The sequence below is a fragment of the Acidimicrobiales bacterium genome, from assembly GCA_035547835.1.
Classification (GTDB): domain Bacteria; phylum Actinomycetota; class Acidimicrobiia; order Acidimicrobiales; family Iamiaceae; genus DASZTW01.
Map to the genome: position 1 here is coordinate 306,644 of DASZTW010000005.1, position 17,643 is coordinate 324,286.

Consider the following 17,643-nt stretch of genomic DNA (forward strand, 5'->3'; position numbering starts at 1 on the left):
GGCCGGAGCCTACCGTCGATCTGACGACCCGTCAGGTTCGGCGGACCGGGCCATCTCCGAGCCGATCGATCACGACGTCGGGCTCCTCGGTCAGTATCCACTGCAGGGCGTCGGTGTCGATGAACGTGGCGACATCCGCGTCGATCTCGGCGTAGTCGGCGGCGCTGGTCGAGGCCCAGAAGTCCTCGATCGAGGCAAACCACTGGATCGTGCAGCCGTCGGGCCCGTCGGGCATCCCGGTGCGGTCGTAGTCACCGAGAGGTCGGGCGTTGCGCTCATAGCGCAACACGTAGCTGCCCGACTCGGAGCCGGCCACGAGCGGGCCGTGCACCTTCGACCAGTGCTGGTGGAACTCCTCGCGTGACAGCCCCGGCTTGCGCTTCACGAAGCAGATCAACTTGATCACCCCGCAACCTCCGTCCGTTCCGGATGCGTACCCGCTCGCTCGCGCTCGACGGAAGGCCGGGCCCTGACGAACCACAACGACGCCAGCAGGACCGCACCGGCGACGAGCGCCAGCCACGGACCGCTACCGGCGTGGGGCGACGGTACTTGCACGTTCGCCACGTGGCTGGCGTCGACGATGTCGGACGCAGCCAGCGCGAGCGTCGCCGCGGCCCCGACGAAGATCAGCACCCGCGGCCACCTCACCGGCACCGATCCCACGATCAACGAGCCGACCGCCAGTGCGACGATGCCGGCGCCCAGCAAGAACTTGGCGTCGCTCGTGGCGTGCCAGCCATCGACTTCGATGCCCGTGCCGACGACCCAGGGCAGGAAGGCGGCCACCACCAACGCCACCCCGGCGAGGATCACGAGGACCGCACCGAGGAGCACCGATCCCGATACCGACGGCCCGCCCGGCCGGGGGTCGGGTCGTGGACGCCGCGGCCGGGTGGGCGCGGGCTCCGGCACCCGTGGGGCAGGCGGCGGCGCGATCGCGGGCGGCGGGCCGGGCAACGGTTCGGCGGGGGGCGGAGGCGTCCAGTCGGGCGCGCTCCCGACCCAGATCGGCGCGGCGGCCGGCGGCGCGTTGGGGTGCTCGGGGATGAACGCGTCGGGGCGGTGCTCGTGCGGCGGCGACGGCGGCGGCCGGTGGGGCCAGGCGCGCGGCTGGTCGTCCGCGCCCGGCGCGTCGTCAGTCACTGGGTCGTCGGCCATCAACCCTGTGGACTATCACGCGGACCATCACTTGCGGGCTCGGGCGCGAAGCCCTGACGCAAGGTGTTCTCCGAGGTGGCGATCGGGTCGAGGAAGTGGAGGAGGTAGTCGGGACCGCCCGCCTTCGAGCCGAGGCCCGACATGGCGAACCCGCCGAAGGGTTGGCGTCCCACCACCGCGCCGGTGATCCCCCGGTTGAGGTAGACGTTGCCCGCCTCCAGATGCTCGGCCGCGAGCGCCAGATGCGCGGGCGACCGCGAGAACACCCCAGCGGTCAGCGCGTACTCGGTGTCGTTGGCGAGCTCGAGGGCATGGTCGAACGACGACGCCCGGACCACCGCGAGCACCGGGCCGAACAGCTCGTCGCGCCACAAGGAGCTGGCTCGATCGACGTCGGTGCACACGGTGGGGCCGACGAACCAGCCGCCGTCGGGGACGTCGGCGCGATGCAGGGCGACGTCGGAGTGTTCGCCGGCGTGATCGACCACGCCGGCCAGGCGCGCGGCTGCCTCGGCGTCGATCACCGGGCCCACGACCGTCTCGGGATCTGACGGCCGGCCCACGTGCAGCTCGGCCACCGCGTCGACGAGCCGGGGCACGATCGCGTCCCACGCGGCCTCGTGCACGATGAGGCGCGACAACGCCGAGCACTTCTGGCCCGCGAACGCGAAGGCCGAGTCGACGACGGCCGGGATGACCTGATCGGGGTCGGCGTCGCTGTCGACGATCACCGAGTTCTTGCCGCCCAGCTCGCAGATCACGCGCTTCAGGTGGCGCTGGCCGGCTCGGTGGACGGCCGCCGACGCGTTGATCGCCAGGCCCACGGCACGCGAGCCGGTGAACGCGACCGTGGCGACGTCTGGGTGGGCAACGAGGTGGGCGCCGACGACTTCGCCGATGCCCGGGACGAACCCGATGACCCCCGGCGGCACGTCCGACGCCAACAGCGCTTCGACCAACCGCGCCGCAATCGCGGGCGTCTGCTCGGCCGGCTTGAGCACCACCGGGTTCCCGGCCACGAGCGCAGCCACGGTCATGCCGGTGGGGATCGCCAGCGGGAAGTTCCACGGTGAGATGACCACCGCCACGCCGTGGCCGCGGTAGCGCAACTCGTTGACCTCGCCGGGCGGCGACTGCACCGCCCCGCCACGGTCGAGCCGGAGCATCTCCCGGGCGTAGTACTCGCAGAAGTCGATGGCTTCGCACACGTCGGCATCGGCTTGCGCCCACGGCTTGGCCGCTTCGCGCACTTCGAGCGCCGCCAGCTCGTCGCGGCGGTGCCGGAACCACGAGGCGGTGCGGAACAGCGTCGCCGCGCGCTCGGCCACGGGGGTCGCCCGCCAAGCGGGCGCCGCCGCCGCCGCTGTGGCAATCGCACGGTCGGCCTCGGTGATGCCGCACGACGCGCTGCGCGCCACGACCACCGGCGGGCAGGCAGGATCGACCGAGTCGATCGCGTCGGTGGTCGCCATCGCCTCACCGTCGACCACCGCCGGTACCACGAACGGCTCACCGCCGGGTCCTGTCAGGTCGCGGTCGAGCCGGTCGAGGGCGGCCTGGAAGTCGGTCCGCACGTCGCGCCGGTGCCACTCACGCACCGGCTCGGGCGCGTACGGCGCGGGATCGGCGGGGTCGGTGTCGGCGCGCCGCGCCGCACGTGGTGGCTCGGGGATCGACGTCACCGCCGGCATCGCGAGCAGGCGGTCGAGGTCTTGACCCTCGGCGAAGCGATGGCGCACGAACGACTCGTTGGACGTGTTCTCGAGCAGACGCCGCACCAGGTACGCCATCCCGGGGACCAGCTCCCCGACCGGGCAGTACACGCGAAGCCGGTAGCCCATCTTCACGACCGCGTCGTGGATCGGCTCCGCCATGCCGTTCAGCAGTTGGATCTCGACCGCCCGGTCGTCGATCCCGTTCGCCTTCGCATACGCCATCGTGTAGGCGAGTGAACGGAGGTTGTGGCTGCCCACCACCGGTCGCACCTCGCCGTGGTGGTCGAGCAGGATCCGCACCAGCCGCTCGAAGTTGGCGTCCGTCTCGACCTTTTGTGCGAACACCGGCGACGGCCAGCCCGCCGCTTCGGCACGGATGGTCTCGGTGTCCCAGTACGCGCCCTTCACCAGACGGATGCGGATCGGCTGCGCGTCGGGCACCGCACCGGCGCGCTTGGCCGACCAGGCCACGAGATCGGCGAGGTCGTCGCGGGCGTCGCACCGGTAGGCCTGCACCACGACACCGGCATCGACGGCTGCGAACTCCTCCTCGGAGAGGAGCTGGCGGAACAAGTCGAGTGTGAGGTCCTTCGACTCGTGGTGCTCCATGTCGAAGTGGACGGTGGCGCCGCGGTCACGGGCGATGCTCAGGATGGGACGTAAGCGCGCCGCGGCTTCGCTCAGACCTCCGGCCCTGCTGAGCGGGTGGTAGTGGACGCTCAGCGCGCTCGGCTTCACGCTGAGGTTGGCCCGCGGCACGACGCCGCTGCCGTCGTGGTCGAGGTGATCGTCGGGCGCCCATCCGGGAGCGGCGTCGGCCAGCGCCGTGATCAGCTCCGATGCTCGCGCCGCGTACCGATCGGCATCCGCCGCCACCACCGTCTTTTCTCCCAGGACGTCGACCGTGGCCGCCCGACCCGCGCTCCACATGCGGGCCACGCGGTCGACGGCCTGCTCTGCGGTCGAGCCGATGATGAACTGCTCCGCCATCGCCCGGATGTTCCGCCGTGCGACGCCGGCCGACACCGACCGGCCGAACGGCACTTTCGCGGCCACGTCGACGCCGTGCTCCACCAACCAGGGCGCGTCGCCGCTGAAGTACTCCTGCAAGTGGCGAGCGATGTCGTCGTCGTCGACCATGGCAGGGAACGCGTCGACGAAGCGGAACAGCTGGGCTCTGAACGCCGGGCGCGCCATCGCCCAGGCCATCATCCGGTCCGACACGAATGACCGGCGGTACACCCCACTGGTCTCCCGCTCCCCCATGGCCGCAAGCTGGCGTGCCAGCTCGGCGACCCGGGCCTCGGACGGGAGGGTCACCTCACGCGCCACCCGCAGGGATCACGGCCTGGGTCTGGGTTACCAGCACGACCCGCTTGCCCCGGTCGTCGCGCACGTCGGTCTGCACCACGATGTTCGTGCGGCCCACGTGCAGCGGCGTGCTGGTGCCCACGATCGTGGCGCCGCGCACGCCGCGGAACAGGTTCGTCTTCGACTCGATGGTGGCGGTGCTGGCACCTTCGGGCAGGTTCCCGAACGCGCACACCGCACCCAGGCTGTCGGCGAACGACATCAGCACCCCGCCGTGCAACAGCCCCGCCGTGGTGCACAGGTTCGGTGCCCAGTCGAGCTCCCCGACCACTTCGGTCTTGCTGACGGACCGCAACCGAAGCCCGAGCTCGACCGCGAACGGCATCAGCGCGACCAGCCGCTCGAGTGCGGCGGGATCCGTGACGGGTTCCTCGGCGGCAGCGTGGTCGGGGCTCACGAGCGGGACCTCTTTCACGACGCGTTCGGTTCGCAGCCAGCATGCCGCATCACACCGTCCGCGCGGCGGCCCCGAAGGAAGTCGACCGAAGATGACAACAGGTCCCGGCTCACCGACGTAGCCGCTACCTGCGGCGGCACCGCAGTTCTCACCCCGCCTCGATCGTCACTCGCGGTGCGTCTGGCGGCGCTTCCGCGGAACGGGGAAGTCACCGTCAGAGAGTTGGAGGCGGTGGCGGGAATCGAACCCGCGTACAGGGCTTTGCAGGCCCTTGCCTGAGCCACTCGGCCACACCGCCTGGGGTGGGTCACTCTAGTGGGCACCGGGTGGGCCACTCGCACGCAACCGGGAGGCGGCACGGCCGCCGGCACGTCCCGGTCTCCCCAGCTGGACCGGGCCTGGCGACGCACGGGCGCTGCTAGATTGTATGCAATCATGGAACAGGAACGAAATGGCGCTGACAACGTCGACGGCGAAGCAGCCGCGGCACCAGTCGACGCGACGACCACTCCAGGAGCTTTGACGCTGCGCGACGTCACGCTGCGCGACGGGCTGCAGGACGAGGGGGTCGTGGCCACCACGGACAAGGTGGCGCTGTACGAAGCGCTCGTCGCTGCCGGTGTCCGGGACCTGGAGCTCACCTCGTTCGTGCGTCCCGACCGCGTGCCGGCCATGGCCGACGCCGACGAGCTGTGTCACCGCACCGGCACCTCCCCCACCGCCAACGCGGACGACGTGCCGGTTCGATGGGGTCTGGTCCTCAACACCCGGGGAGCACAGCGCGCACTGGCCGCGGGGTTGCGCGACCTGCAGTTCGTGGTGTCGGTGTCCGAGCGCCACAACCTCGAGAACGCCGGACGATCAGTCGCCGACTCGTTCGCGGCGCTCCGCGAGATCGTGGCGCTGGCCGGCACCGAGGGTGCACGGGTCGAGATCACGCTCGCCACCGCGTTCGGCTGCCCGTTCGAAGGCCCCGTGCCCGCGGGCGACGTCGTTCGGGCCGCGGAAGCGTCGCTGGCCGCCGGCGTCGCCGGGATCGGCCTGGCCGACACGATCGGCACGGCCGTGCCCACCGAGGTCCGCGCGCAGGTCGAGGCGGTTCGCGGGCTGGCGCCGAGCACACCGTTGGGCGTGCACTTGCACGACACGCGCGGGCTGGCGATCGCCAATGCCTTCACCGCGATCGAAGCGGGCGTCGACCGGATCGACGGCACCGTCGGCGGGCTGGGCGGCTGCCCCTTCGCGCCGGGCGCGTCCGGCAACCTCGCAATCGAGGACCTCGCCCACGCCTTGGAAGCCACCGGCGTGTCGACCGGCCTCGACGTCGACCACCTCGTGAGGGCCGCGGAGCTGGCCTGCGTGCTCGTCGGCCGCCCCGTGGCCAGCCATGTCGGCGTCGCCGGGCCTCGCTTCCGGGGAACCCCCCACGGCCGATTGCGTACAATCGCGACCGATGGCTGAGGACACGCCCGACGACACGGACGCAGACCTGGCGTCCTCACCCGATCCGTTGGTCGATGGCCCGCTCACCGGCGTGCGCGTCCTCGAGTTGGGGAGCTTCATCGCCGGGCCCTTCGCCGGTCAGTTGCTGGGCGACTATGGCGCCGAGGTGATCAAGATCGAGCCGCCGGGCGTCGGCGACCCGATGCGCGCATGGGGTCAGACCCGCGACGGCGACTCGCTGTGGTGGCCGGCCATCGCCCGCAACAAGCGGTCGGTCACTGTCGATCTGCGTCGCGAGGAAGGCCGCGCCCTCGTTCGTGAGATCGCCGCTTCGTGCGACCTCGTGATCGAGAACTTCCGGCCAGGGCGCCTCGACGAGTGGGGCCTCGGCCACGCCGACCTGGCCGCCCGCAACCCCCGGCTGGTCACCGTGCACATCTCGGGGTTCGGCCAGGACGGCCCGCGCGCCACCGCGGCCGGGTTCGGGTCGATCGGCGAGGCCGTGGGCGGGATCCGTCATACCACCGGCAGCCCCGACCGCGCACCGGCCCGCGCGGGTGTGTCGCTCGGCGACGCCCTCGCCGCGGTCTTCGGCGTCATCGGCGGCCTTGCCGCGTACACCGCCGCGCAGCGCACCGGCCGCGGCCAAGAGGTCGACGTGGCGATCTACGAGGCGGTGTTCGCGCTGATGGAGTCCACGCTCGCCGACTACGAGCTTGCGGGCGTGATCCGGGGTCGGTCGGGCTCCGTCTTGCCGGGCGTCGCGCCGTCGAACGTCTACCCGACGGCCGACGGGTCGGAGATCCTGATCGCCGCCAACGCCGACACCGTCTACGGCCGCCTGTGCACCGCCATGGACCAGCCCGAGCTGGCCACCGACGAGCGCTACGCCACCCACAGCGCCCGCGGCGAGCACATGGAAGAGCTCGACGAGCGGATCTCGGAGTGGACACGGTCGCTCACCGCCGACAAGGCGCTCGACATCCTCGACGAGCACGGGGTGCCGGCGGGGCGCATCTTCACCGCGCCCGACATGTTGGCCGATCCCCACTTCGAAGCGCGCAAGATGGTGTTGCGGCGGCGCTCCCACCAAGGGTGGGACGTGCCGATGAACGGGATCGTCCCGAAGTTCACCGCCACGCCGGGTTCCGTCCGCGCCACCGGGCCGGCGCTCGGGCAGGACACCCGCGACATCCTCACGAATCTGGCCGGCGTGAGCGAGGCAGAGCTCGATCGCCTCCACGACGCCGGCCTCATCTGACCAACTGCCTAGGGGGCACCACATGGCTGAGAACAAGGAGTTCGAGATCCGGGGGGTCAATCACGTCGCGCTGGTCTGCCGCGACATGGCCCGCACGGTCGACTTCTACCAAGGCGTGCTCGGCATGCCCCTGGTCAAGACCATCGAGTTGCCAGCCGGCATGGGCCAGCACTTCTTCTTCGAGATCGGCAACGGCGACTGCGTGGCGTTCTTCTGGTTCCCCGACGCGCCCGACGGGGCGCCCGGCGTGTCCGCACCGACTGGCCTGCCGGCCGACGGGGGCCTGACGAGCGCGATCGGGTCGATGAACCACTTGGCGTTCGACGTGCCCGACGAGAAGTTCGACGAGTACTACGAGCGGCTGAAGTCCAAGGGCGTCGCGGTGTCCGAGCCGATGCTCCACGACGACAGCGAGTGGGGCGTGTCCGACAAGATGTACGACGGCGTGTTCGTGCGGTCGATGTACTTCTTCGACCCCGACGGCATCCTGCTCGAGTTCGCGTCGTGGACCCGCCGGCTCGGCGAGGGCGATGTCAGCCACGAGCCGCGCACTGCGGCCGACCTCGAAGCAGCCCGAGCCGCGGCCGCCGCGCAACCGGTCGGCTGAACGCCCGTCGCGCCGACTCGGTCGCGGCTCAGATCCACTTTCCCGGATTGAGGATGCCCGCGGGGTCGAGCGCAGCTTTGATCGCCCGGGTCACATCCACCACGTCTGGGCCGAGCTGCGCGCCCAGGTGACGGGCCTTGAGCGACCCGATGCCGTGCTCGCCTGAGATGGTGCCGCCGAGCGCGAGGGCTGCGTCCATGATCTCGTCGAACACCTGCCCGGCCCTGCGCCGCGCATCGTCGTCGGAGGGGTCGAACGTGACCAGCGGGTGGAAGTTGCCGTCGCCCGCATGGCCGATCACGGGCACGTCGATGCCGTGACGGTCGGCCACTTCGGCCACCGCCGCCACCAAGTCGGGCACCCGGTCGACGGGCACGCCGACGTCTTCGATCAACACCGCGCCGAGCCGTTCGACGCATGGGATGGCCATGCGCCGCGCCGCCATCAACAACTCGCCTTCCACCTCGTCGTCGCTGATCACCACGTCGACCGCGCCGGCCACGCGACACTTCTCGGCCACCGCATCGGACTCCGAGCGCGGACCGTCGAGTTGGCCGACGAGCAACGCGCCGACGCCGGCGCCGAAGCCCATCGGCTGCACCCGCTCCACGGCCGCGATCGCCGCACCGTCCATCAGCTCGAGGGCCCGCGGCCGGAGCGCGGACACGATCGCGGTGACGGCCCTGCCGGCGTCGACCACAGAGGCGAACGTCGCCGCGACGGTCGTGAGCTCGGCGACCCGAGGCCGCAGGCGCAAGGTGGCCTCGGTGATCACACCGAGCGTGCCTTCCGAACCGACGAAGAGGCGCTTCAGGTCGTACCCGGCCACGTCTTTCACTGTCGACCCGCCCAGCCGCACCGCGCGGCCGTCCGCCAAGACGACTTCCAGGCCGAGCACGTAATCGGTCGTCACGCCGTACTTCACGCAGCACAACCCGCCCGCGTTGGTCGCGAGGTTGCCGCCGATCGAGCAGATCTCGAACGAGGACGGATCCGGCGGGTACCACAGGCCGGCCTCTCGGGCGGCAGCTTTCACCTCGGCGTTCAAGAGACCGGGCTGCACCGTGGCCGTCATGGCGAGCCGATCGATCTCGATGGCGCGCATGCGCTCGGTCGACAACGTGATGCAGCCGTCGATCGCGCTCGCCCCACCCGACAGCCCCGTACCCGCGCCGCGGGTGACGAGCGGGACCCGATGTTCCGCGGCCACGCGCACCACGCCCTGCACGTCAGCCGTCGACCCGGCACGAACGACCGCGAGCGGCGAGCCCGGCTGCACGGTCATCGCGCGGTCGTACCGGTATTGCTCCATCACGTCGGGGTCGGTGACGACGGCGCCGGCGGGCACGGCCGCCTGCAGCGCGTCGACCACTCGCTCGCGGCGCAACGGACCGAGCGGTGCGAGGTCGCCGGTCATGGGTTCGCGCTCACTGGCGGCAAGATCATCAGTCGGGCGCGACCACCGCGCGGCCACGCAAGGCACCGGCCTCCAGGGCCGCGTACGCGTCGGCGACTCGACTGAGCTGGAACCGATCAACGACATTGCGCACCCGGCCGTCCGCCACGAGCTCGATCACTGCGCGGGCGTCGGCGACATCGGACCGCTCGAACGTGAAGACCTCCACATCCTGGGGCAACCCGCCGAACCAGGGTCCGCGGAACGTCCCACCACCCGCGCCGACCAGACCGAACGCGCCGCCGGGCTCGACGCATGCCAAACCGGCGCGAATCGTCGCGTCGGTTCCCACGAAGTCGAGGACCGCGTCGGCGCCGACGCCTTCGAGCAGCGCACGGACATGTGATGCAGTGTCGTCGTCGACGCCGGCGAGCACGTCGTGTGCGCCCAGCTCCGCGGCCAGCTCACGACGACCTGCGTTGACGTCGATCGCCACCACCCGCGCCGGCGTGAGCGCCCGCAAGATCTGGACGGCGAAGGCACCGAGCCCGCCCGCACCGATCACCACCGCGGAGGCGTCCTCGGCCAGGTGCGGCGCCACACGGGCGACGGCGTGATGGGAGGTCGCGCCAGCGTCGGTGAGGGGTCCTGCCTCGGCGGGGTCGAGCGTCCCCAACGCCAGGCAGTCCCGCTCGCGCTCCACGAGCACGTACCCGGCGAGCCCGCCGTCGCGGCCATAGCCGCGACCGACGGCGCCGTGCGGGCACGCGCTCTCGTGCCCGCGCCGACATGCCCGGCAAGTCCCGCACGACGCCGGTGAGAGCAGCGCGACCGGGTCGCCTTCCCCGACGGCCCGGACGCCATCGCCGACCGCCGCGACCTGCCCGGCGATCTCGTGGCCGAGGGTGAACGGGACATGCCAGCCAAGGGCGTCCCCGATGCTCTCGGGTACCTGCTGCATGGCCAGATCCGAGTGGCACAGCCCGTTGCCCGCAACTTTCACCAGCACTTGGCCGGGTCCGGGTGACGGGACCGGGATGTCGACCAGCTCCGCGGGTCGCTCCCACTCGATCACGCGGTAGGCCTGCACGGTCGGGACGCTATCGCCGCTGTCGCGGGGCGACCCATGCCGGCCGGCGCCGGCGCTCGTACGCTGCCCGTCGATGAACTTCGACCGCCACGGCGTCGCGGAACGCCTCGCGCGTGCCGGCTCGGTGCGGGCCGACGAGGAAGCCGGCGCGCTGCTGGCGGCGTCTGGGGACGGAGCGGCACTCGAGGATCTCGTGGCCCGCCGGCTGCGTGGCGAGCCTCTCGAGTGGGTCGTCGGCTGGGCCAGCTTCGCGGGTCGCCGCTTCGCGCTCGATCCCGGGGTGTACGTGCCGCGACCGCAGTCGGAGGAGTTGGCACGGCGAGCCATCGGCGCGCGGTCGGGGCGAACGGGTGGTCGGGTGGTCGACATCGGTACGGGGAGCGGGGCACTTGCCGCCACCATCTCGGCGGCGGTGCCCAGCGCGGTCGTGATCGGCACGGACCTCGACCCGGGTGCGGTGGCGTGCGCGCGCCGCAACGGCGTCGTGGCCGTGCGCACCGACCTGGCCGACGGTCTCCGGTCAGGGTCGTTCGACATCGTGGTGAGCGTGGCGCCGTACGTGCCCACCGACGCGATCCGCTTCTTGCCGCGTGACGTGCAGGACTTCGAGCCGCGCCTCGCGCTCGACGGCGGCCCCGACGGCCTCGCCGTCGTCCGCCGCGTCGTGGCCGCGGCCGGCCAGCTCCTCCGCCCCGGCGGCCAGCTCCTGGTGGAGCTCGGCGGCGAGCAGGTCGACGCGCTCGGGCCCGACCTCGCGCGTCTCGGCTTCACGGCGACCGAGACGTGGACCGACGGCGACGGCGACGTGCGCGGCCTCGTCAGCACGCGAGGAGCCACGTCCAGCACCGGCCAGTGACAAGGCTGCGCCACCGCTGGGCGTCCCGGTGCGACGCGCAGCCGTGGCTGCGGTGAGCCCGAGGACGCCGCCCAGCGGTGCCGAGGGCCGCCAGGACCGCCCCGCCACTTGCCAGACGCACCACTTGTGGTGTGTCTGGTGGGTGAGGAGGTGGTCATGGCGAGTCATTCGGTGCCGCTGGCAAGGACGCACGACGAAGGCGCAGCCGTGGCTGCGGTGAGGAGGAGGACGCCGCCCAGCGGTGCCGAGGGCCGCCAGGACCGCCCCGCCATCTGCCAGACGCACCACTAGCATCGGCGGGTCGCCGACCCGAGCGGCAACGAAGGGATCGGGGGGTCTCGCATGATCGTGTTGCGTCGTGTCGTGCATCGCCGGGGCCAGACAGCGACCATCGGGTTGTTCGCCACGCTGCTGCTCGCCGCAGCCTGCTCCAGCAGCGGGAGCAACGGCCGCAGAGCAGAGCGCCCCACTCCGATGTCGTCGACCACCACACCTCGACCCGCCGGCCCGGCCGCGGACCTGTCCCCGCTGACCGGCGGCAAGGGGGTGTTCATCGGGTCTGCGCTGACATACGACCTGGCCGGCCACGGCTACGTGCAACGGGAGTACGCCGCGGCAGGCACGGCCGCGTCGTACAAAGCGGCAGGCGAGCTCGCCGAGGACGGCGAGTGGACCTTCCAGCCCGATGCGTCGGCCCCTTACCGCACCCGCGTGCTGGTGCGGGCACCCAAGGACGCCAAGCGGTTCAGCGGCAACGTCGTCGTCGAGTGGCTGAACGTCAGCGGCGGCGTCGACGCCGATCCCGAGTGGTCGAGCCTCCACGAAGAGATCATGCGCAACGGCGACATCTGGGTCGGCGTGTCCGCGCAGCGGATCGGGGTGATGGGCGGGCCCGTGCTCGTGGGGGTCAACGTGCCCGGCGCGGAAGCCGCCGGCAAGGGCCTGGTCAAGATCGACCCGGCGCGCTACGGCACGCTGTCGCACCCCGGCGACGGCTTCGCGTTCGACATCTTCACGCAAGTGGCGAGGGCCCTGCGCGCCGGGTCCGGGCTCGACGGCGCCGAGCCCGAGCACCTCATCGCGGCAGGTGAGTCACAGTCGGCCTACGCCATGGTCACGTACTACGACGGCGTGCAACCGCTCACGCGCGCGTTCGACGGGTTCTTCGTGCACAGCCGCGGCGCTGGCTACCTGCCGATCGTCGGCGCCGACCAGGCTGCGGACATCGCCAGCGCCATCGGCCGCAAGCCCGCGCGCTTTCGCGACGACCTCGACGCGCCGGTGCTCGACCTCCAATCGGAGTCCGACATCACGGGGATCTTGAACTCGTACGCAGCCCGCCAGCCCGACAGTGCCAAGTTCCGGCTGTGGGAAGTGGCCGGCACCGCCCACGCCGACCAGCACCTCCTCGGGGCCACTGCGTCGTACGTGAAGTGCGGGGTCCCCATCAACAACGGCCCGTTCCACCTTGTGGCGAAGGCGGCCTTGCGCGCGCTCACCACGTGGATCACCGACGGCAAGACGCCACCCGACACCGCCCGTCGCCTCGAAGTGGCCGGTAACCCGCCCGCCGTGCAACGCGACTCGCTCGGCATCGCCCTTGGCGGTATCCGCACCCCGCCCGTCGACGTGCCGGTGGCCGCGCTTTCGGGCCAACCGGGGCCGAACCCGTCCACCATCTGCCTGCTGCTCGGCTCGACCAACCCGATCCCCGCCGCCGAGCTCGCCAAGCGGTACCCGAGCCGCGACGCGTACTTGCAGGACTACCGGACCGATGCCGACAAGGTCATCGCTGCCGGCTACGTGCTGCCCCAAGACCGCAGCGCGCTCCTGGCTTACGCCGACCCCTCGCTGGTCCAAGGCTGACGATCGCCGCCTGCGCGCTGTCCGTCACGCGCTCGATCCGCTGCCGGCTGTGGCGCCATCGGACAGTCGTGTCACTTTCGACTGGCCGAACGCGCCACGATCGGCGAGGCTGAGGACCTCTGCACAACGGACGAGGTGACCAGAGCATGAAGACGGTCGTGGTGGGCGCATCGAGTGGGTTGGGCCGCTGCATCGGGACGGGGCTCGCCGCCCGCGGGGCGCAGGTCGCACTGCTGGCACGGCGCCACGATCGGTTGGTCGACGCAGCCAAGGACGCCGGGCCGGGCAGCCTGGCCATCGCCTGTGACGTCACCGACCCCGATTCGTGCCGCGCCGCCGTCGACGAAGCGGCCGCAGGCCTCGGCGGCATCGACGCCGTCGTCTACACGCCGGCGATCGGTCCGCTCGCCCGCATCACCGACGTCGATCCCGAGACGTGGCACCGGGTGTTCGACACCAACGTCGTGGGCGCCGCGTCGATCACCGCCGCAGCGCTCCCCCACCTGCAGGAGTCGCACGGCGTGGCGGCCTACCTCTCGTCGGTGAGCGCGTCGACCACCGACCCCTGGCCCGGCCTCGCGTCGTACACGGTCACCAAAGCCGCGTTGAACAAGCTGATCGATGCCTGGCGCGCCGAGCACCCGACCGTTGGCTTCTCGCGCATCACCGTGGGCGACTGCATCGGTGGCGAAGGGCCGGGGATGACCGAGTTCGCCTCCGGGTGGGACATGGACCTGATGATGGAGCTGCACCCGATCTGGCAGGAGCGGTCGCTGCTGGCGGGTTGCTTCATCGACATCGACGACCTCGTGACCACCGTGCACCACGTGCTGTCGGCCGGTGCGAGCGTGGCGATCCCGTCGGTGATCGTGCAGCCACGCCCCCAGAGCTGAGTCCGCGCCCGGCGGCGGCCGACGAGGGAGGCGACGGGAGGCGGGCGCGTAGCACCTGCGCGGACGGGTCGCCCGAGACGCGGGTCACCGTTCGATTCGCCAGGCTGCGCCTGGCGAACGGGCGCCGTCTTGATGGGTCGGCTCGCCTATTGGCTCGCCTCCTCACAGCGCCGTGCGGTCGTCGCGCGCCGCGTCGACCCGGGCAAACGGGCGAACCATCCCGTCGACCGAGAACGAAGCCAGCAGGCGGCCCGCTTCGTCGTGCACCCGGCACTCCGAGTGGGTCATGCCGTCGCCGGCGAACGTCGACAGGTGGTGATACAGCAGCCAGCGGTCGGCGCGGATGTCGGCGTGCAGCGACAGCGAGATCGCGTTGACGGCCGTGGAGAAGGTGCGGTGGGCATCACGTTGGCCGATGCCGGCGTGCGGGCGCAGCGCAGCCGCGATCGACATGTGTCCGGTGAACTGCGCCAGCAATCCGGCGTGCAACGGCGGATCGTCGGGCAGCTCGCGGAACCGGACCCAGGCGTCGAGGACCGGCGGCCCGACCGGAGCGTCGGGGTCGTCGGTGTAGGCCGCGTCGACCACCCGAAGGTCACGTCCCGTGACCCCCATGTCGTGAGGGACGCTGTCATACGGGCCCGCGACCTCGGGCGGGGCAGCCGCGTGGGCGATGACGTCGCCCGCAGTGACATCGAGCAACAGCATGCCGACCGCGCAGCGCCGGTCGCCTTGGGTCACGTCGACGGTGAACGTCGTGAACGTGCGCCCCTCGCCCGCCGGGTGCAACTGCAGCTCGAGCGGCGCGCGGGCGTCGGCGGCCCGCAGCGCCACCAGGTGCGACGACACGACCCGGCGGCCTGGCGCACAGCGGCCCGCAGCCACGATCGCCTGGCCGAGCATCTGGCTTGCCTCGACCACCGGACGGCGGTGGTCGTCGCGGATCACGGTCACGTAACGGTGCTCGCCGATGGGGCGGACATCCATGACCTCGAGCAGATCCGCGGCGTCCCCCCACGTGGGGAACCACTTGGTGGTGACGTCACGCTCGGGGGTGCCCGCCACCGCGTCGACCACTTCGACGCGCACCCGGTCGTGGTCGAACGCCACCCGGCCGGCCAGCGCGGCGAGGGGCTCCGGAGGGTCGGTGAACGCCCACAGCACACCGCTGCCGTCCGTCGCATCCGCCACCGGCGACTCACCCCATGACGCGCCGGTCCCGGTACTGGCCGCGCCCGCTCCGGGATCGAGCCGGTCGGTGCTCCATTGCTCGACCACGCCCTTGACCGGACATGTCACCGATGCCGTGTCGTGACGGAACACGGAGAGCTCGACGTCGTCCGCAGGGAAGCAGAGGATGGGCGCGTCGCCAGCGACTTCCAGGCGCAGCGCGGCCGTGCTGTCGGCCACCGGTCGGTCTCCCCACCATGCGCGCACCCGGTACGGGAAGGGACGCGTCGCTGCGATGGGCTGGGCACCGGGTGCCACCTGCGTCATCGGCTGCACGGCGCGCGAAACTAACACCCGTGTCGAACAGCGACGACCTTGACGGCCGGGCACCGGGCGGCCATCCGTCCGGCGAGGTCGGCGAGATCCTGTCGATCGGCACCACCGACGCCACCACCGTGTTCGTGTCATTCTCGACACGCGATCCCGGCGGCCGCGACGCCCAGTACCTGGCGTGGCACGCCCTCGACCACCGACCTGAGCAGCACCGCCTCCGCGGGCTGCGCCACAGCTTCCGGCTGGTGTCCACCCCCGCCTGCCGAGCAGCCCGGGCCGCGGCCCAACCACCGTACGACGAAGTCGACCACGTGATGGCCTACTTGTTCGCCGATCGGTCGGCGCTCGAACCGTTCCAGTCGCTCGGCAAAGCGCTCGGCGGCGCGGGACGCATGCCGCTGCGGCTGCCGAGCGTCGCACTGGAGGTCTACGACCGGGCCGGGATGGCCGCGTCGCGCTCCGTCCTCGTCGGCGCGGACGTCGTGCCCTGGCGACCATCCACCGGTGCCTACCTGCTGATCGAGCGAGGCAAGGCGTCGCCGGCGAGCGTGTGCGAGGTGCCGGGCGTCGCCGGCGTGTGGTGGTTCCGCCGACCGGCCGCCGGCCCCACGCCCGCGGCGCAACTCACCTGTTGCTTCCTCGACGACGACCCGGTGGCCGTGGCTGATCGTCTCCACCCCTGGCTCGCCGCACGCCGCCGAGGCGGAAGCCGCGCTCCCCTGCTCGCGGCCCCGTTCCTGACCCCCGTCCCCTACGAGTGGGACCGCCACCTCCCCTGACCCTTGCAGATCGGGTTTGGGGTCAGACGGTGACAGGGACGCGCATGATGTTGGCGAGGTTGCCGCCCATGATCTTGGCGATGTCGTCGTGGGGCATGTCGGCCGGCAGGTGGTCGGCGTACGAGCACGGCTCGGCGAGGCCCTCGGGATGGGGGTAATCGGACCCGAACAACACGTGGTCGATGCCGAGCGTCTCGATGATCTTGTCGAGGTGATCCTCGTGGAACGGGCTGATGTAGACGTTGCGCTTGAACGCCTCCACCGGGTCCTCCTCGAACATCTGCGGCACCTTGCGGTGCACGTCGGCGAGGTGCTCGAGGAAGGGGATCACCCAGTCGGCGCCGTTTTCGATGAACGCGATCCGCAGGTCGGGGAACCGGGTGAGCAGCCCGTGGCAGGTCATGGCCGCCGCCGTGTCCTCCGCCGCTCGCTTGCCCATCGTGAGCATCCGGAAGCTGTCGAGGCGGAACGGCAACATCTCCTGCGGGCCGGTCCAGTCAGCCTGGTAGCGGGCGTAACCGCTGTCCGACGCGTGCATCGACACGAGGATGTCGTGGTCGACCACGGCCTGCCAGAACGGGTCGAACTCGGGGTACGCGAACGAGCGGGAGCCGCCGAAGCCGGGCACCGGAGCAGGCCGGATCAACACCGTCTTGGCACCGCGCTCCACGGCCCACTCGAGCTCCTCGATCGCCTTCTCGACGATCGGCAACGTGATCACGGGGGTCGTGAAGATGCGGTCCTCGTAGTTGAACTGCCACGTCTCGTACAGCCACTCGTTGAGGGCGTGGATCACCACGTGCGTGGTCACCGGGTCGTCGCGCAGCCGCTCCTCGAGCAGGCTCGCCAAGGTCGGGAACATCAAAGTGCGGTCGACGCCGAGCTCGTCCATCAGCTCGAGGCGTGGGGCCGGCTCGCGAAAGGCGGCGGGTGCACGCATCGGCTCGCCGATCACCTCACGGAACGACTTCCCCTCGGGGTTGCCGATGCGGAAGTACTCCTCCTGCGCTCCGGGACGTGCGACGACCTCGAAGGTGGGATTCGGGATGTAGTCGCTGATCGTGCCGCGCACGACGATCTTCGTGCGGCCCTCGACCTCGACGTAGCGGATCGCTTCTCGGTACTGCTTGGGCAGATGCCGGGTGAAGGCGTCCTTCGTCTCGTAGAGGTGGTTGTCGGCGTCGAAGATCGGGAAGTCGAGCGTACGTGCCATGTCGCGCATTGTAGCGTCACGTATGACGCAGGTGTTAGTTTTCTTTGACACGACTGTTAGTTCGATGCGACGACCACCGCCGGGGGACGAGC

15 protein-coding genes and 1 tRNA gene are annotated in these 17,643 nt (G+C 71.3%); 7 read left to right on the forward strand and 9 right to left on the reverse strand.

Annotated elements, in window-relative coordinates; all coding sequences use genetic code 11:
• Window positions 1-31 precede the first annotated feature (31 nt).
• The 5 genes from VHA73_03865 to VHA73_03885 form a co-directional block, all read right to left on the reverse strand.
• Window positions 32-406, reverse strand: coding sequence for an EthD domain-containing protein (locus VHA73_03865; GenBank protein ID HVX17148.1), 375 nt, complete (start codon window positions 404-406; stop codon window positions 32-34).
• Window positions 403-1,161: a hypothetical protein gene (locus VHA73_03870; GenBank protein HVX17149.1), complete on the reverse strand. Its 759-nt coding sequence runs from the start codon at window positions 1,159-1,161 to the stop codon at window positions 403-405. The genes VHA73_03865 and VHA73_03870 overlap by 4 nt, the downstream gene beginning before the upstream one ends.
• Complete coding sequence (locus tag VHA73_03875; GenBank protein HVX17150.1) at window positions 1,161-4,196, reverse strand: proline dehydrogenase family protein; 3,036 nt, start codon at window positions 4,194-4,196, stop codon at window positions 1,161-1,163. The genes VHA73_03870 and VHA73_03875 overlap by 1 nt, the downstream gene beginning before the upstream one ends.
• Window position 4,197: 1 nt before the next feature.
• Entirely contained in the window at window positions 4,198-4,644 is a 447-nt protein-coding gene (locus tag VHA73_03880) for a PaaI family thioesterase (GenBank protein ID HVX17151.1), read from the reverse strand.
• A 223-nt stretch (window positions 4,645-4,867) separates the two neighbouring features.
• Window positions 4,868-4,942: transfer RNA gene (locus tag VHA73_03885), tRNA-Cys, on the reverse strand.
• Window positions 4,943-5,079: 137 nt separating this feature from the next.
• Between VHA73_03885 and VHA73_03890 the strand changes: the two genes are divergently transcribed.
• From VHA73_03890 to VHA73_03900, 3 genes are read left to right on the forward strand one after another with little or no spacing between them, the layout of a single operon-like run.
• The gene (locus VHA73_03890) at window positions 5,080-6,105 is read left to right on the forward strand and encodes a hydroxymethylglutaryl-CoA lyase (GenBank protein ID HVX17152.1); all 1,026 of its coding nucleotides are present in this window, start codon (window positions 5,080-5,082) and stop codon (window positions 6,103-6,105) included.
• Window positions 6,098-7,348, forward strand: coding sequence for a CoA transferase (locus VHA73_03895; GenBank protein ID HVX17153.1), 1,251 nt, complete (start codon window positions 6,098-6,100; stop codon window positions 7,346-7,348). Before VHA73_03890 ends, VHA73_03895 begins: the two co-directional genes overlap by 8 nt.
• A gap of 22 nt (window positions 7,349-7,370) precedes the next feature.
• Window positions 7,371-7,955, forward strand: coding sequence for a VOC family protein (locus VHA73_03900; GenBank protein ID HVX17154.1), 585 nt, complete (start codon window positions 7,371-7,373; stop codon window positions 7,953-7,955).
• A gap of 28 nt (window positions 7,956-7,983) precedes the next feature.
• On the opposite strand, the gene VHA73_03905 is transcribed toward VHA73_03900, so the two are convergent.
• Window positions 7,984-9,372: an FAD-linked oxidase C-terminal domain-containing protein gene (locus VHA73_03905; GenBank protein ID HVX17155.1), complete on the reverse strand. Its 1,389-nt coding sequence runs from the start codon at window positions 9,370-9,372 to the stop codon at window positions 7,984-7,986.
• 28 nt (window positions 9,373-9,400) lie between these two features.
• Window positions 9,401-10,441 (reverse strand): alcohol dehydrogenase catalytic domain-containing protein, encoded by a 1,041-nt coding sequence (locus tag VHA73_03910; protein ID HVX17156.1) that lies wholly within the window; start codon window positions 10,439-10,441, stop codon window positions 9,401-9,403.
• 73 nt (window positions 10,442-10,514) lie between these two features.
• Between VHA73_03910 and VHA73_03915 the strand changes: the two genes are divergently transcribed.
• From VHA73_03915 to VHA73_03925, 3 genes are all read left to right on the forward strand, one after another.
• A complete protein-coding gene (locus VHA73_03915) occupies window positions 10,515-11,297 on the forward strand; it encodes a HemK/PrmC family methyltransferase (GenBank protein ID HVX17157.1) in 783 nt (260 codons plus the stop codon).
• Between the two features lie 342 nt (window positions 11,298-11,639).
• Entirely contained in the window at window positions 11,640-13,163 is a 1,524-nt protein-coding gene (locus tag VHA73_03920; protein ID HVX17158.1) for an alpha/beta hydrolase domain-containing protein, read from the forward strand.
• Window positions 13,164-13,309: 146 nt separating this feature from the next.
• A complete protein-coding gene (locus VHA73_03925; protein HVX17159.1) occupies window positions 13,310-14,056 on the forward strand; it encodes an SDR family oxidoreductase in 747 nt (248 codons plus the stop codon).
• A 162-nt stretch (window positions 14,057-14,218) separates the two neighbouring features.
• Here the strand turns inward: VHA73_03925 and VHA73_03930 are convergent, their stop codons facing one another.
• Window positions 14,219-15,694 (reverse strand): DUF427 domain-containing protein, encoded by a 1,476-nt coding sequence (locus tag VHA73_03930; protein ID HVX17160.1) that lies wholly within the window; start codon window positions 15,692-15,694, stop codon window positions 14,219-14,221.
• On the opposite strand from VHA73_03930, the gene VHA73_03935 reads away from it, so the two are divergent.
• Window positions 15,583-16,338, forward strand: a complete 756-nt coding sequence (locus tag VHA73_03935; GenBank protein HVX17161.1) for a hypothetical protein — start codon at window positions 15,583-15,585, stop codon at window positions 16,336-16,338. The two genes, VHA73_03930 and VHA73_03935, sit on opposite strands and share 112 nt — an antisense overlap.
• A 22-nt stretch (window positions 16,339-16,360) precedes the next feature.
• Here the strand turns inward: VHA73_03935 and VHA73_03940 are convergent, their stop codons facing one another.
• Window positions 16,361-17,551, reverse strand: a complete 1,191-nt coding sequence (locus VHA73_03940) for an amidohydrolase family protein (GenBank protein ID HVX17162.1) — start codon at window positions 17,549-17,551, stop codon at window positions 16,361-16,363.
• Window positions 17,552-17,643: the final 92 nt, after the last annotated feature.